Origin of the sequence: Acidocella aminolytica 101 = DSM 11237 (assembly GCF_900129125.1) — a bacterium.
Classification (GTDB): Bacteria; Pseudomonadota; Alphaproteobacteria; order Acetobacterales; family Acetobacteraceae; genus Acidocella; species Acidocella aminolytica.
Window position 1 is genome coordinate 52,308 of record NZ_FQVJ01000021.1, and the last position, 14,191, is coordinate 66,498.

The following is a 14,191-nucleotide window of genomic DNA, read 5'->3' on the forward strand; positions in this document are numbered from 1 at the left end:
TCAATGGGCGACCGCGGCGGCGGCGGCTTCGTCGATCAGCCGGCCAGCGCCAAAGCGCTCGAGGTTGAACGGGGCGTTGATCGGGTGCGGCTCGTCCTTGGCGATGGTGTAGGCGAGCAGATCCGCCGCGCCAGGGGTGGCCTTGAAGCCGCCCGTGCCCCAACCGCAATTTACATACAGGCCCGGCACCGGGGTCTTGCCCAGGATCGGCGAGCGGTCCGGCGTGACATCGACGATGCCGCCCCAGTTGCGCATCATCCGCATGCGCCGGAAGATCGGGAACAGCTCGCAGATCGCCTCCAGCGTGTGCATCGGAATATGCAGCGCGCCGCGCTGGCTGTAGGAGACATAGGAATCCGTGCCCGCGCCGATCACCAGCTCACCCTTGTCGGACTGGCTGATATAGGCGTGGATGGTGTTGGACATCACCACGCAGGGGAAGATCGGCTTCACCGGCTCCGACACCAGCGCCTGCAGCGGATAACTCTCCAACGGCATGCGCAGCCCGGCCATCTCCATCACCAGCGAGGTACTGCCCGCGGCGCTGACTCCGATCTTGCGCGCGCCGATGCGCCCGCGCGTGGTCTGCACACCCGTCACGCGGCCGGTGGCGTCGCGCTCAATGCCGGTGACCTCGCAATTCTGGATGATATCGACCCCCAGCGCGTCGGCGCCGCGGGCGTAACCCCAGGCCACGGCGTCGTGGCGCGCCGTGCCGGCGCGGCGCTGCAGCGCCGCGCCGGTGACGGCATGGCGCATGCCGGGCGCAATGTTCAGCGGCGGGCAGAAGGCCTTGGCCTGCTCCGGCGTCAGCCATTCATTGTCAACGCCGTTCAGGCGGTTGGCATAAACATGGCGCTTGAAGCTCTGCTCGTCGTGTACATTATGCGCCACCATTAGCACGCCGCGCTGCGAGAACATAACGTTGTAGTTGAGGTCCTGAGACAGGCCCTCCCACATCTGCAGCGCGTGATCGTAGAGCGCGGCGCTCTCGTCGAACAGATAGTTCGAACGGATGATGGTGGTGTTGCGGCCGGTATTGCCGCCACCGATCCAGCCTTTCTCCAGCACCGCGACATTGCGGATGCCATGCTTCTGGGCCAGGTAATAGGCGGCGCCAAGGCCGTGACCACCACCACCGATGATGATCACGTCGTAAGACGATTTGGGTTCGGGATCGCGCCATTGAGGCTTCCAGCCTTTGTGGCCGTTCAGCGACTGCTTGATCAGCGCGAGAGCGGAGTAGCGTTGCATGAGATGATGACGCCTTAAGCTTCGGGTTGGTTTGTGTTGGTTTTGGAAATCCCGCTGCCGCGGGGATCTCTCAGCTGAGCGACGGATAAAGCGGGAAGGCTTCACACAGCGTGTTGACCTTCCGCCGCACCGCCGCGGTTACCGCCTCTTCGTCGGGTTTGCCGATCACGTCGAGCATTTCCACGATCAGGTCCGCCACCTGCGCGAACTCCGCCGTGCCGAAGCCGCGCGTGGTGCAGGCCGGCGTACCAAGGCGGATGCCGGAGGTGACCATCGGCTTCTCCGGATCGAACGGGATGCCGTTCTTGTTACAGATGATGCCGGCGCGGTCGAGCGCTTGCTCCGCCGCCTTACCGGTCAGCCTCTTGGGCCGCAAATCCACCAGCACGAGATGCGTGTCGGTGCCGCCCGAGACGATGCCGCAGCCATGGCCCGCCAGACGCTCGGCCAGCACGGCGGCGTTGGCGACCACCGCCTTCGCGTAGGTCTTGAATTTGGGGCTCAGCGCCTCGCCAAAGGCCACCGCCTTGGCCGCAATCACATGCTCCAGTGGCCCGCCCTGCAGGCCAGGAAACACCGCCGAGTTCAATTTTTTGGCGAGTGCCTCGTCATTGGTGAGGATGAGGCCGCCGCGCGGGCCGCGCAGCGTTTTGTGGGTGGTGCTGGTCACCACATGCGCGTGCGGGAACGGGCTGGGGTGCCCCCCCGCCGCCACCAGGCCAGCGATATGGGCGATATCGACCATCAGATACGCGCCAACCTCATCGGCAATCGCCCGGAAGCGGGCGAAATCAATGATGCGGGGAATCGCCGAGCCGCCGGCAATGATCAGCTGCGGCCGATGCTCGCGCGCCAGCGCCGCCACCTGGTCGTAGTCAATGGCCTGAGTCTCCGCGCTCACGCCATATTGCACCGCATGCAGCCATTTGCCGGAAAGCGTCGGCGCGGCGCCATGCGTGAGATGCCCGCCATGGGCCAGGCTCATGCCCATGATGGTGTCGCCCGGCTGCAACAGCGCGAACAGCACCGCGCCATTGGCCTGCGCCCCTGAATGCGGCTGCACGTTGGCGAATTCACAACCGAACAGTCGCTTGGCACGGTCAATCGCGAGCTGCTCGATGACATCGACATATTCGCAGCCGCCATAATAGCGCTTGCCCGGATAACCCTCGGCGTATTTGTTCGTCAGAATGCTGCCCTGCGCCTGCAACACCGCACGCGAAACGATGTTCTCACTCGCAATCAGCTCCAACCCGTGACGCTGGCGCACAAGCTCGTGCCGAAGGGCATCCGCGATCGCAGCATCGCTGCGCGCCAAATCAAGGTCAAAAAAATCTCGCACATCCTGCGATGCGATAACCTGCTCGGTCTTGATGCTTGCAACAACATCCATGAGCCCGCCCCTTCCCATCCGTCGTTTTCTAAACTTAAAGCAATGCTGCGCGACGAAGCCTTAATCCCACCACGCAGCAGAACATTACTTCACAATCAGGTGCTCAGGACCGTAGGGGAAACCCGTGATGTTACGGTTGCCATCCTCGGTAACCACGAGAATGTCGTGCTCGCGATAACCACCAGCCCCCGGCTTATCCTCGGGGATGGTGATCATCGGCTCCATCGACACGACCATGCCCGGCTCCAGCACGGTGTCGCAATCCTCGCGCAGTTCCAGCGCGCCTTCGCGGCCGTAGTAGTGGCAAAGCACACCGAAGGAGTGGCCATAGCCGAACGAGCGGTATTGCAGCAGCCCCTCGGAGGCGTACATCTCATTCAGTTCTTTCGCCACATCAGAGCATTTGTTGCCCGGCACCAGAAGCTCTTTGCCGCGGTCATGCACACGGCAGTTGAAATCCCACAGCCGGATATGCTCGTCGGTCGCCGTCTCCGCGAACAGCGTGCGCTCCAGAGCCACGTAGTAGCCAGCCACCATCGGGAAGCAGTTCAGGCTGAGGATGTCGCCGCGCTTGATCTTACGGCTCGTGACCGGATTATGCGCGCCGTCGGTGTTGATGCCAGACTGGAACCAAGTCCAGGTGTCCATCAATTCCGCATGCGGCCAGGTCTTCGCGATTTCACGCACCATCTTCGCGGTCGAGTGCAGCGCCACCTCATGCTCCGGCGCGCCAACCTTGGTCGCCTCAACGCAAGCTGCACCGCCGATATCAGCAATCTTCGCCATCTTGGTGATGTGCTCAATTTCCTCGGCCGACTTGATCATACGCAGACGCTGTGCAGGATAGGCAATGTCAACAAATTCGATGGTCGGGAACTCGACCTTGAGCAGGTTCAGCAGGTCAATGTTGACGTGGTCGAATTCAATGCCGAGACGCTTGGCGCCACCAACCAACTGGCGAACGGCATGGAAATAATTATCCTTCTGCCAGTCCGTATAGGTGACATTACCGCCAAAGGTGCGGCGCCAGGGCTGGCCACCATCAATGCCTGCCGAGATGCTGGTCGATTTATTGTGATCGACGAGCAGGCCATAACGGCGGCCAAAATAGCAATACGTGAAATCGGAATAATAGCAGATATTGTGATACGACGTGAACAAAGCCGCATCGATCTTATTCGCCGCCATATGGTTGCGAATTGAGGTCAGACGCCTGGTCATCTCACCCGCCGAGAAGGTTGGCTGCACCTTCGCGCCATTATTCGTGAAATCCTGTAAACGCTCCCGTTCCATAACCATTTTCTCCGTTAGTTTTTTTCATCTCTGGCGCATCCGCCTAGGCTTAAATTGTTAGGTATTCTGGAAAACGTCAAATGATAAGTTCTCATCGACAAGATGAGTTTTTCTCTTTTCAGAGCACATTAATCGCTACGACATTCAGCACTGAAATCACAAGTAAATGACGATTAAATTCTGAATATCTCGATTGGTCTTTACATTACCAGGCGATCAAACTCGTGAAATGTTTGCGTTTTAATCTTCGGATCATTTTACCGCGATCAAATAAAGAGCAGCCGAACACACCGTGTCCGGCTGCAAAAATCAAGCTGATATCGACGACTCGACTGCTCGATCACCTTTTCATACCCCGTGTCGGGGCACGATTGATTATCGTCTATAGTCAGCCGATCTCTGCCATGAAAGACGAACGATCATTCGCAGATCTATCCATCTCCACCAAAGACAGTCGGCTAAAAGGCCGCTGCAAAACCCTTGCATTTGGCTGGATTGACCGATTCTTTTCTCCTTATGGGGGGATGTGAAGCGTGGTCGTTCTGGTTCTGGTGACGAGCTTTTCAGTTTTGTGCGTCTTGAGGAGCGTGTGCCTTCGGATCATCCTCTGCGGGTAATCCGGGGCTTGCGGATGAGGTTCTGGTGGGCTTGAGCTACAGTTTTTCCAAGCTTTATGCGCATACCGGCCGGCCCTCGATCCCGCCTGAGATGCTGTAGCGGGCGACGCTTTTGCAAGCGCTGTATTCTGTGCGCTCAGAGCGGATGCTGATGGAGCAGATCAACTACAACCTGCTGTATCGCTGGTTTGTCGAGCTCTCGATGGACGCGTCCGTGTGGCACTCGACGGGTTTCACACATAACCGCGACCGGCTGCTGCAGGCCGATGTGGCGCGGGCGTTTCTGCAGGGCTTGCTGGCGCTGAAGCAGGTCAAGCGGCTGCTCTCGTCTGAGCATTTTTCGGTCGATGGCACGCTGATCGATGCGTGGTGCAGCATGAAGAGCTTTGTGCCCAAGAACAAAGGGGACGAGCCTCCGGCACCGCCCGCAGGGCGCAATGCAGAGCGTGATTTCCGGGGCGAGACACGTTCGAACGAGACCCATGCCTCAACCACCGGCCCGGACGCGAGGCTGTACCGCAAGAGCCAGGGCCAGCCCGCCGGGCTGTGCTATATGGGGCATGTGCTGATGGAGAACCGTAACGACCTGGTGCTGGACAGCACGCTCCCCGACGCCTGCTTTCCAGCGATATATCGTATCGCTGGAACCTTGGCAGGCTTCGCCCATGCAACCGGCACCGCCGAGCGCGACGCCACGCTGACCATGCTGGACCGCCGCACCTCACGCCAGCGCATCACGCTGGGGGCCGATAAAGCCTATGATGTTGCCGATTTCATGGGTGAACTAAGCACCCGCAAGGTGACACCGCATATCGCCATCAACGGCACGGTCTATAAAACAGGCACACGGCGCAAGAGCGCCATCGACGGCCGCACCACGCGCCATCCAGGCTACGAGATCAGCCTGCGATGTCGAAAACGCATCAAGGAAGTCTTCGGCTGGGAAAAGGCCAGCGCCGGATTGAGCAAGTTCAAAGTCAAATCACAGAAAAAAGCCGACGCCGTATTCACCTTCTTCGCCGCTGCATTCAATCTCGTCAGACTTCCAAACTTGCTCAGCCAACAGCCCGCCTGATCCTCGGAACAGAACAAAGCCAAGCCTCAGGCTGACCTGCAACAACAAACCACAGGCTTTAAACAGAGAAAACAATGCTATCCTGTAGAGTTTTGCGGCGGCCTGTTAAACCAACTCAATGTTTCCATGCATCATCCACGAACCTCCGCAAATGCTCCAGCCTTATATTTAGATTTCGCCAACGCCCAATAAACGAGGGCAGCGGAAAGTATACCGGCTTCTAAGCTCAGATCGCCCCACCCCAACACATTCGTCATCAGCGGGCTTGCGTATGTTTCTGAATTCGAAAAAACGAGCGACATGATGATGCCCGCCGCGAACGCGGTAACACCGGGCCAGAATATGCCATTTCGATACCAATAACGCCCGCTACCCCATTTCATCATATCGACCGAATTGTAATTTCCGCCACGCATGAAGTAGTCGACAATCACAATTGCCGCCCAAGGACCTGTCCAGAAGACCATGTAGTTCAGGAAATTCTGATATGCATCGAAGAAGGCGCCATAATACACCACGGCAATCCGCACACAGACCGTAAACAATGTAATGACCACGAGCGAAAACAGACGTGTCATGGGCAGGCGCAGAGCCAGAAGCCCCAGGCTGGCGGTGTAACCATTTGGAACATTCGCTGCAATGCCGCCAAAAATCACGGCAATCAGTAGCGGCACCATGAACCAGGTTGGAATGAAATGGCCGAGTTGACTAACCGGATCATTGCCAAGATTACCACCTACCGCGATTGCGAACACCACGCCTATGACCTCACACAGGGCTAGCGAAACAAACTGCCCAAGCCCGGCAGCAAGCGCGATCTGCTTCCAACTCAAAGACGACGGGAAGTAGCGACTATAGTCGGAGGCGAAGTTTGTCCAGGCTATCGGGTAGGATACGATAATCCCGACTGCTACCAACCAGGAGCCAAACGAGCCCTGGTGTTGGTTGAAGGTTATCAGCTGCTGCATTGGCACATGCGGCGCCACAAAAAGGGCTAAGCCGCAGAACAACACTGCCAGCACGACGGCAATGAAACCTTCAGCAGCAATGATGGTGGCATGCCCATATACGGCCATGATAATTTCAGTCGCCAGTACCAAGCCGAGTGCTACCCATACAGAACTATGACCATTATAGCCGGCGAGACTGAACAATTCCTGCAACGCATCGGTGGCGACAATCGACTGGATCGAGAACCAGCTCAAGGCTGAAACGACGTTGGGGATTTTAGGCAGAACAGATCCCAACTGCCCGAAAGAAACACGCGAAGTCATCATACCCGAAGTGCCAGTTCGCGGCCCCTGGATCGAGGTAAGGCCGACCATGACGCACCCAATCAGGTTCCCAACTATGATCGCCATGATAGCCTGAACAAATGTTACGCCTACCGATAGAGCAAACGCCCCCGTCACGATAACGACGTAATTGACGTTGGCACCCACCCATAGCTTGAATAACTCAAACGGCGAACCGTGCCGGTCACCGATCGGTATCGGATCGATACCATGGCGTTCAATGCTACCAACTTTGTCTGCCTTAACAAAGGCGTGACCTACATCGTCACTCATAATTCTTTCCTCCGTATTTTTATTTTCAGTCTGAGTTTTGATTCAGGACGGCTGCCACCACGGCTCGTGCTTGAGGACATCCGAAATTCCCACCACCGTCACGTCGAAAAGGATCTGACCTTTTTCCGCGGTCGCCGCCGCGGGCGAAGAAAGGCAACCCGATTCTGGGGTCCACTCCGGAATTGGCGGGAACACCGTATAGGGCGGGAATTTTGCCGGTGCCTGAATGGGCGCCAGCGACATATCGACCATTTCCGGCTTCAGATGCAGCATCAGCGATGTTTCGAGTATGCCGCCATGCTCGACATCCCATCCCGTGAAATCGTCAGGAAAAACCTTCTTGATCGTCTCCTGCGTCACGAAGTCCCAGTAGGAGATGTTGATCACCCGAAAATCATCTATGCCGCTCCATTTGAGTTCCTGAATAGCGAGCTCAACCCCCTCGGTAGCGAATGGAAGATTTTCGTAATGACCATTGATCACAGCAATCCGGCGTACGCCATGGCGGCCAAACTCCTTCAGGACATCCTTCAGCGCGAGGCTCAGCGTGTGCCCGTCCAGACTGGTGGTGCCACACATATGATTGCCACCACCACTCTTTTGCTGCGACTTGGCACCATATGCGAAGGCCGGCGCGACGAGAGCGCCAATATTCCTTGCCACGGCGCCAGAAATAGCAGAGGGGATGACCACATCCGGGTTCATCGACATATGCGGCCCGTGTTGCTCTAGCGCCCCCAACGGAATCAACACGGGCTGGCGCTCGTCAACCACGCGGCGGCGGTATTCGGTCCATGCCAATTCATCGATCATCACGTTAACCATAAGAACATATTCCTCGTATTGAAAACGGCAACCCGCCGTGTCGCGCGGTTTATCTTAATTGACCGGGTATTGGCCCGGCTTTCTGCTAAGCGTTGCCATAAAAGACGCAAAACGTTGTCACGCCTGCCCCAGCACACAACGATAAGACTAAAGCGATTCGTACAGACCTGCTCTCGGAGCAGCGGGATTTGGCTCACGAGCACTTGTTAGCAATAGATATTTTTTTTATTTGTAGACTTTTCCATTTCCCGTTTAATCCTTGCTTGCTTAATTCTTGCACCGAAAAATCCGCCCCCCCGGCCGCAACATCCACCGGAGACGTCGGAAAACCGTCGCTAGCGTTGGCGCTGCGGATATTCCCAAGGCGTTCAAGAGCTGCCATATTTAGTTTTATTCAACGGAAACCACTTGTCAAAGGAGAAAATCTCACCGTATAGTGAGAAAATCTCAAGAAAAAGGAGCCAAGGGTGGGGTATGCGCCGTTAAACGCTCTAAAGGTATTTGACGCGGTGTTCCGGCATGGAACTTTCTATGGCGCTGCCAAAGAGTTGAGCGTCACGCCATCAGCAATCAGTCATCAGATGCGGCATCTTGAAGAATGGCTCGGGATAGGCCTGTTCGAGCGGCGTGGAAAGCAGCTTAAGTTTGACGCTCACGCCATTTCGTTGGCCGGCGCTCTGCGCCTCGCGTTTTCTGACATTGACCGCGCTTGCCAGGAGGTGCGCCGAAAAAACAAAAACCAGCAACTAACGGTTGCGGTTATTCCCTCGGTTGCGATTTGCTGGCTGATCCCCAGGCTCCCGCTCTTTCGCGAGCTTGAGCCAAAAATCGACCTTAAAATTATTTACGCCATATTTGGCCATGAGATTAACTTTGAGGACGTTGATATCGCAATTATTTATGCGAGAGACATGCCCGTTGTGCCGAAGATGCATGCGGTCCAAATCCTGTCCGGCGCGAGCGCTCCAGTTTGCAGCCAAAGTTTTATGGACAGGCACCCAAGATTGAACGACGCCGGCGATGTTGCCCGCTTCAATCTACTGCATGATACAGATACGGGAGGCTGGCGCGCCTGGCTTGGCGATGACTACCCGGTGAAGACCGGCGCGGCGGCGGACATCATCTTCGAGGATTTCAACCTGCTGCGAGCCGCTGTGCTTGCGGGCCAAGGGATTGCGCTTTGCGCCACGTCCATCATCCAGGACGATCTGGAGACCGGCCGCCTCGTTAAATTATCCGATCGTACGATCAACAATGAGTATAATTATTTTGCGGTATGCCGGGAGTCGCTCGACGGCGGCCCTGTCAGTATTTTTTTCGAGTGGTTAAGGCATCTCTGAATAAGTCGCCTTGAATGGCAACGACGGCATTTCTTAAACTCTTTTTTTTGCAGAGGATGTTTGCATGCGTCAGTCGAGTTTTGCCCGAGTTGGCTTTGAGCGTTACGGCAAGACGACGCGGCGCGCGGCTTTCTCGGCGAGTTCAGCAGCCGAAATTTTGACATAGGCTCTTGCCGCCCGAAGTTGCGCACCAGTGATCATTTGCACCCTCTCGATGGGATTTTTAGCTATAGTAATTCCCATTAAGAGTGTGACGTTATTAATTCATCGAGGGATTTTCCTGAGAAGCTCCGTTGCCGTTTGAGGATCGCGAAAGCCTGCTCGATTGATGGTGTGGATGGCTCCTGCTCCCGGCGTCGCATTGCGCCATAGTTGGGAAGTCATCATCCTGCATAGAGGAGCTATTCATGTCCGAGCTTGCCACAGTCGGTATCGACCTCGCAAAGAGTGTCTTCCAGGTTCATGGTGTCGACGAGAACGGTCGAATTCTCATGCGCCGTCAGCTTCGCCGAAGTCAGTTGCTGGCATTTTTTGAGAAACGTCCGCGATGCCTGATCGGCATGGAGGCTTACGCAGGTGCTCATGACTGGGGGCGCAGGCTGCGGGAACTGGGGCATGACGTCCGGCTTATGCCTCCTTCTTATGTGAAGCCTTACGTGAAGTTATGGGCAGGTGCCCATAAGTTCACTAATCACGAGGTGCCCATAATGCGGAGGAGCGCGGCCTGATTGGCGGATTTCCGCCGTTTTTGTCCATGTTTCCTCCGCATTATCTTAGAGCGTGTCCAGCCAGGCGAGCACACTTGCATCGCGCTTCCACGATGGCTGGCCGCCGCGTGTGGTCGGAACGGCGACCTTCTCCAGTGCCTTTCGCTTTGTTTCGAGATTGGCCCGGGCATAGTGGTTGGTCGTATCGAGGCTCACATGACCAAGCCAGCTTCGGATCACTGTAACGTCGACGCCCGCCGAGATGAGATGCACGGCGGTGGCATGTCGGAAGGCGTGGGGCGTAACATGCTTAGCCCGCAGTGATGGCACGGTTATGGCCGCTGCCTTCACGTAGGCGGCGAGCTTGAAGCGGACCCCTGAGGCGCTGAGCTGCTCCCCATAGCGGTTGACGAACAGTCTCTGGTCCGGCGCCCGTGGTTGCCGTTCAAGCAGCTTCTTCAACAACATGACTGTTTCCGGCCAGAGCGGGCAGATACGTTCCTTCCGCCTCTTGCCGATTAGGCGCACGCAGTTTGGGCTTTCGAACCGGATCGCTTCGGGGCACAGGTCGAGCGCTTCCTGTATTCGTGCGCCGCTGTTGTAGAGGAACGAGAGCAGCGCATGATCACGCATGCCCTCAACGGTCAAACGGTCTGGCTGAACGAGGATCGCCGTCACTTCCGCCGGATCCAGATAGCTCGGTTCCGCCAGCGGAGCCCGCTTGATCGGGATATGGAGGATTTCGACGCATTGCGCGATCGACGCGGGATCCTTGGTGGCCACGAAGTGGAAGAAGCTGCGGATCGCGGCAAGCCGGCAGTTGCGCGTGCCGATCGTACCGCCACGCTCGTGTTCGGCGTGACCGAGGAACGCGGCAACCTCGCTGGCAGCCAGATCGGCCAGGGTGATTGTAGGCACCTTCTTTCCAGCACGCTGCGCGATGAACCGCAGTAACAGACGCCAGGTGTCGCGGTATGATCGAACCGTATGGATAGACGCGTTACGCTGCTCGACCAGCCATTCGTAGAAGAACGCGCGCAGCAGGTTCGGGAACGGGTCGGCCTTGCTCATGGCTGCGCCTCCCGTCCCAGGCTGAGGCATTGTGCGCCAACTGCCCGGAACCGCTCATTTGCGTAATGCAGCAACTCCTGCGTCACGGTGATGTAGACCAGGGTAGAGTTGATATCCCGATGGCCGAGATAGGTCGCGAGGAACGGCAGGCGATCCTGCGGATCGATGCCCGTTCGGTACCATTCGAGGATTCTATTCACGACCATTGAGTGGCGCAGGTCATGCACGCGCGGGCCAGCCTTTCCTTGCAATGGTTTCAACTCGGCGCGGCGTATGACGTCGGAGAGCAGCCACGTGATCATTTCCGGTGTGTAATGGCCATCGCCGCGCTCGTGCCAGAACAGACCGGAACGCGCGTCCTGTGATGCACCGGCCCGCTGCCGCGCATTGATGTAGGCCCGAAGCTCCACTAAAACGCTGTCGGGTAGCGGCAAAATGCGGGTCTTGAAGAACTTGGTCTGCCGGATGGTGATGGTACCCACCTGTAGGTCAACATCACCAAGATTGAGACGGGCAAGCTCGCCGCGCCGCAAGCCCGCGCAATAGGCGAGGAGCAGCATGGTGTACATGCTTTGCGGGCGAAGTGGTGCCCGCGGCGACGGGTAGAGTCGTGCGACATCGAGCATCCGCCGCACGTCGGCAGGCGAGTAGATATGGGGCTTTCGCCATTGTTTCGCCGCCTCCTTCCTCGGCCTCGGATCCGGTCGCCGCGCAGGCATCGACGGGTCGCGGTGCCGAAGGATTTTCGCAAACAAGCGTTGGAGCTTTTCGCATTCCTCCGCGTGGTGCCTCGTAACATTCGTTGCCGCCCATCGATCGACCATGGCGCTTAACGGTTCGGCTTCCGGTCCCGGATGCAACTGCAGGAACCGGTCAAACCGCAGGAGCAACAGCGGCTGCGACGTGTATTTGTATCCTCTGCGCCGCATCATCGCGACATGCTCGGCCATCATTTCGCCCAGCACGCTGCCGAACGGTCTGGGCTGGCGCAGTTCGGCAAGAGCCTGTTCCGGATCCTGCGACGCCAATGCCCGCCAGATCGGCATGCACTGCTTGGTATTGCATTCATCGCGCAGGGCGACGACGGGATTGCGTTGGATCGCGCCGATTTCCACGAGGCGTTCGAGGAACCGGTCAACGATGCGGGTGCGGTGCAATAGCGTGGACGGCGCTCGACGCTCGGCTGATTCTCGTAGCCAGACCAGCAGCACCTCCTGATCGAACACGTGGTAACGTTCGGCGACATCCTGGAAGCCATGCAAGACTTGGGCGTAACAGGTTCGGCTTTTCGTGCTGTGCAGATCAAGGCTCGCGACAAAGCGGTCAATGATCACGCGGTCGGGATCGGGCCAGCGAGCGCTCATGGCAGCAGCTCCATTCCCGGCACGTCGAGCGCAATGGCCCTGAGGTCCTCGGTCGCAAGCTTGAGGTAGGGCGCCGTCGATCCTGTCGAACGGTGTCCGAGCAGGTCTCCGATGACCTTTTGAGGAACAGCGGCCCGCAGCATTTCGACCGCGCGTGCATGACGGAAGATATGGGGGCCACACTTACCTGGCGGTTGGACGCCAGCGTCACGGAGCCGCCGGCGAACCGTGCTGTAAAGCTTGTCGAGCTTACGATAGGGCGCACGTGTGCGGAGGAAGATTTCCCTGGTGTCGGTCTCGGGACGCCCGGAACGCAGATAGGCAAGTACCGCTTCGCCGACCGGCACAAGCAGAGGCAGCAATGTGCCGGCTCGCGTCTTGTTGTGATGAACGTGGATGGTTTCCGTTCGCCAGTCGATGTCCTCGATCCGGAGATGGCGGATCTCGCCTGACCGCAATCCATAAATCGCAAGGAGTTGCAGGATTGCATGGTCCCGCAACCCTGCCGGTGTTTTGTCCCTCTTGGCACTCTCCAGCACGGCGATGATCTGCCCGCGGTCGAGGAGCGAAGGTACTCCTTCATATGCATATAACATTGGCGCTATCACGTGCCCCGACAGGTCCGTCGCGACGCGACCTGTGGTGTGGAGATAGCGCAGCAGTGAGCGAAGCCGTTCTGCCACGGACTTCAGCGAGCAGCGCGTCAGTTTCGGCGCGCGCAAATCCATATAACGGTCAACGTCAGTGACGCTCAGACCCGCCAAGCTATCGATTCCGTGATCGAACTGCCGGGCAAGGAAGTTCCGGGCTTCCCATATTAACGCTGCGATGCTCGCGCGAGCCAACCCACGCTCCTCACGCAGCCAGATTTCGTATTCGGCGCAGATTGAAAATCGGACCTCATCGGCCGCGCAAGTAGGCTTGATAGCTGGCGGCCATTGGCCGTGAACAAGCCGGAGCAGCGCGTGAATGCCGGAGCGTGGAACCTCGTGCCAGCGTGCGCTGGGGCGTCGACCACGCCGCTTTTTGAACACAGCGATCGCGTGCCGCAGATATTGCTCCACCTGCACGTCAGTCACGTTCGAGACCGGGATGCCCCGCTGTTCCAGATCATCGAGAAATCCCGATGCGTAGGTGCAGTAGTTCCTCACCACGACCGGGCTGTATCGCTGGCTGACAAGCGAGGAATTGAGTGCAGCGATGAGTTCGTGACGGTTATCCAGCATTGGCGGCTCCTCTGTTGGTCGATTGATCCGCAGAGGTTCGGCACAGAATAATGAAAAGCAACCAGTCCCAAAAACGGCGGAAATCCGCCAATCAGGCCGCGCTCCTCCGCATTATGGGCACCTCGTGATTAGTGAAGCGCGGCAAGACGGATGCCGCGGATGCAGCCGCGATCTGCGAGGCCGTGACACGTCCCTCCATGCGGTTTGTCGCCATCAAGAGCGAAGCCTGTTCATCGGTTCTGGTGGTTCACCGCACGCGGGACTTTCTGGTTCGTCAGCGCACGCAGATCGGAAATGCGATCCGGGCCCACATGACGGAGTTCGGCATCGTAGCGGCGAAGGGCGCGCAGAATGTCGATCGATTGAAGGAACAACTGGACCGGCTGCCGGAAGCTGCCCAGTTGCCTGTGAGCTTGCTCTTCGATCAGTTGGCCGAGACGGACAAGCGGATCGATCGG

General features: G+C 57.8%; 10 protein-coding genes and 3 pseudogenes. 4 read left to right on the forward strand and 9 right to left on the reverse strand.

What is annotated here, in order from left to right; translation table 11 throughout:
• The 3 genes from BUB54_RS12015 to BUB54_RS12025 form a co-directional block, all read right to left on the reverse strand.
• Positions 1-1,254, reverse strand: a complete 1,254-nt coding sequence (locus BUB54_RS12015) for a sarcosine oxidase subunit beta family protein (protein WP_048880061.1) — start codon at positions 1,252-1,254, stop codon at positions 1-3.
• A gap of 70 nt (positions 1,255-1,324) precedes the next feature.
• On the reverse strand, positions 1,325-2,647 hold the full coding sequence (gene glyA / locus BUB54_RS12020; RefSeq protein ID WP_139284887.1) for a serine hydroxymethyltransferase: 1,323 nt from the start codon (positions 2,645-2,647) through the stop codon (positions 1,325-1,327).
• A gap of 84 nt (positions 2,648-2,731) precedes the next feature.
• Positions 2,732-3,940: an aminopeptidase P family protein gene (locus tag BUB54_RS12025; protein ID WP_048880062.1), complete on the reverse strand. Its 1,209-nt coding sequence runs from the start codon at positions 3,938-3,940 to the stop codon at positions 2,732-2,734.
• 526 nt (positions 3,941-4,466) lie between these two features.
• Here BUB54_RS12025 and BUB54_RS12030 point away from each other — a divergent pair.
• Positions 4,467-5,632 (forward strand): annotated as a pseudogene (locus BUB54_RS12030) (IS5 family transposase).
• Between the two features lie 131 nt (positions 5,633-5,763).
• Here BUB54_RS12030 and BUB54_RS12035 read toward each other — a convergent pair.
• The 3 genes from BUB54_RS12035 to BUB54_RS20300 all read right to left on the reverse strand — a co-directional run bounded on the left by BUB54_RS12035 (position 5,764) and on the right by BUB54_RS20300 (position 8,407).
• Positions 5,764-7,200: a purine-cytosine permease family protein gene (locus BUB54_RS12035; RefSeq protein WP_082075758.1), complete on the reverse strand. Its 1,437-nt coding sequence runs from the start codon at positions 7,198-7,200 to the stop codon at positions 5,764-5,766.
• Between the two features lie 42 nt (positions 7,201-7,242).
• Positions 7,243-8,013, reverse strand: a complete 771-nt coding sequence (locus tag BUB54_RS12040; protein ID WP_217652493.1) for a creatininase — start codon at positions 8,011-8,013, stop codon at positions 7,243-7,245.
• 205 nt (positions 8,014-8,218) lie between these two features.
• On the reverse strand, positions 8,219-8,407 hold the full coding sequence (locus tag BUB54_RS20300; RefSeq protein WP_139284888.1) for a hypothetical protein: 189 nt from the start codon (positions 8,405-8,407) through the stop codon (positions 8,219-8,221).
• Positions 8,408-8,492: 85 nt separating this feature from the next.
• Between BUB54_RS20300 and BUB54_RS12045 the strand changes: the two genes are divergently transcribed.
• Positions 8,493-9,365 carry a LysR substrate-binding domain-containing protein gene (locus BUB54_RS12045; protein WP_048880065.1) on the forward strand — a complete coding sequence of 291 codons (873 nt, stop codon included), beginning with the start codon at positions 8,493-8,495 and terminating at the stop codon, positions 9,363-9,365.
• Between the two features lie 407 nt (positions 9,366-9,772).
• Positions 9,773-10,027: pseudogene (locus BUB54_RS12050) on the forward strand (IS110 family transposase); the annotation flags it as partial.
• A 111-nt stretch (positions 10,028-10,138) separates the two neighbouring features.
• On the opposite strand, the gene BUB54_RS12055 reads toward BUB54_RS12050, so the two are convergent.
• The 3 genes from BUB54_RS12055 to BUB54_RS12065 are packed head-to-tail and all read right to left on the reverse strand — an operon-like array spanning position 10,139 to position 13,733.
• Positions 10,139-11,143, reverse strand: coding sequence for a tyrosine-type recombinase/integrase (locus BUB54_RS12055; protein WP_048880460.1), 1,005 nt, complete (start codon positions 11,141-11,143; stop codon positions 10,139-10,141).
• Positions 11,140-12,507, reverse strand: coding sequence for a tyrosine-type recombinase/integrase (locus BUB54_RS12060; protein ID WP_048880459.1), 1,368 nt, complete (start codon positions 12,505-12,507; stop codon positions 11,140-11,142). Before BUB54_RS12060 ends, BUB54_RS12055 begins: the two co-directional genes overlap by 4 nt.
• Positions 12,504-13,733: a site-specific integrase gene (locus tag BUB54_RS12065; protein WP_048880458.1), complete on the reverse strand. Its 1,230-nt coding sequence runs from the start codon at positions 13,731-13,733 to the stop codon at positions 12,504-12,506. The genes BUB54_RS12060 and BUB54_RS12065 overlap by 4 nt, the downstream gene beginning before the upstream one ends.
• 131 nt (positions 13,734-13,864) lie before the next feature.
• On the opposite strand from BUB54_RS12065, the pseudogene BUB54_RS12070 reads away from it, so the two are divergent.
• Positions 13,865-14,191 (forward strand): annotated as a pseudogene (locus BUB54_RS12070) (IS110 family transposase); the annotation flags it as partial.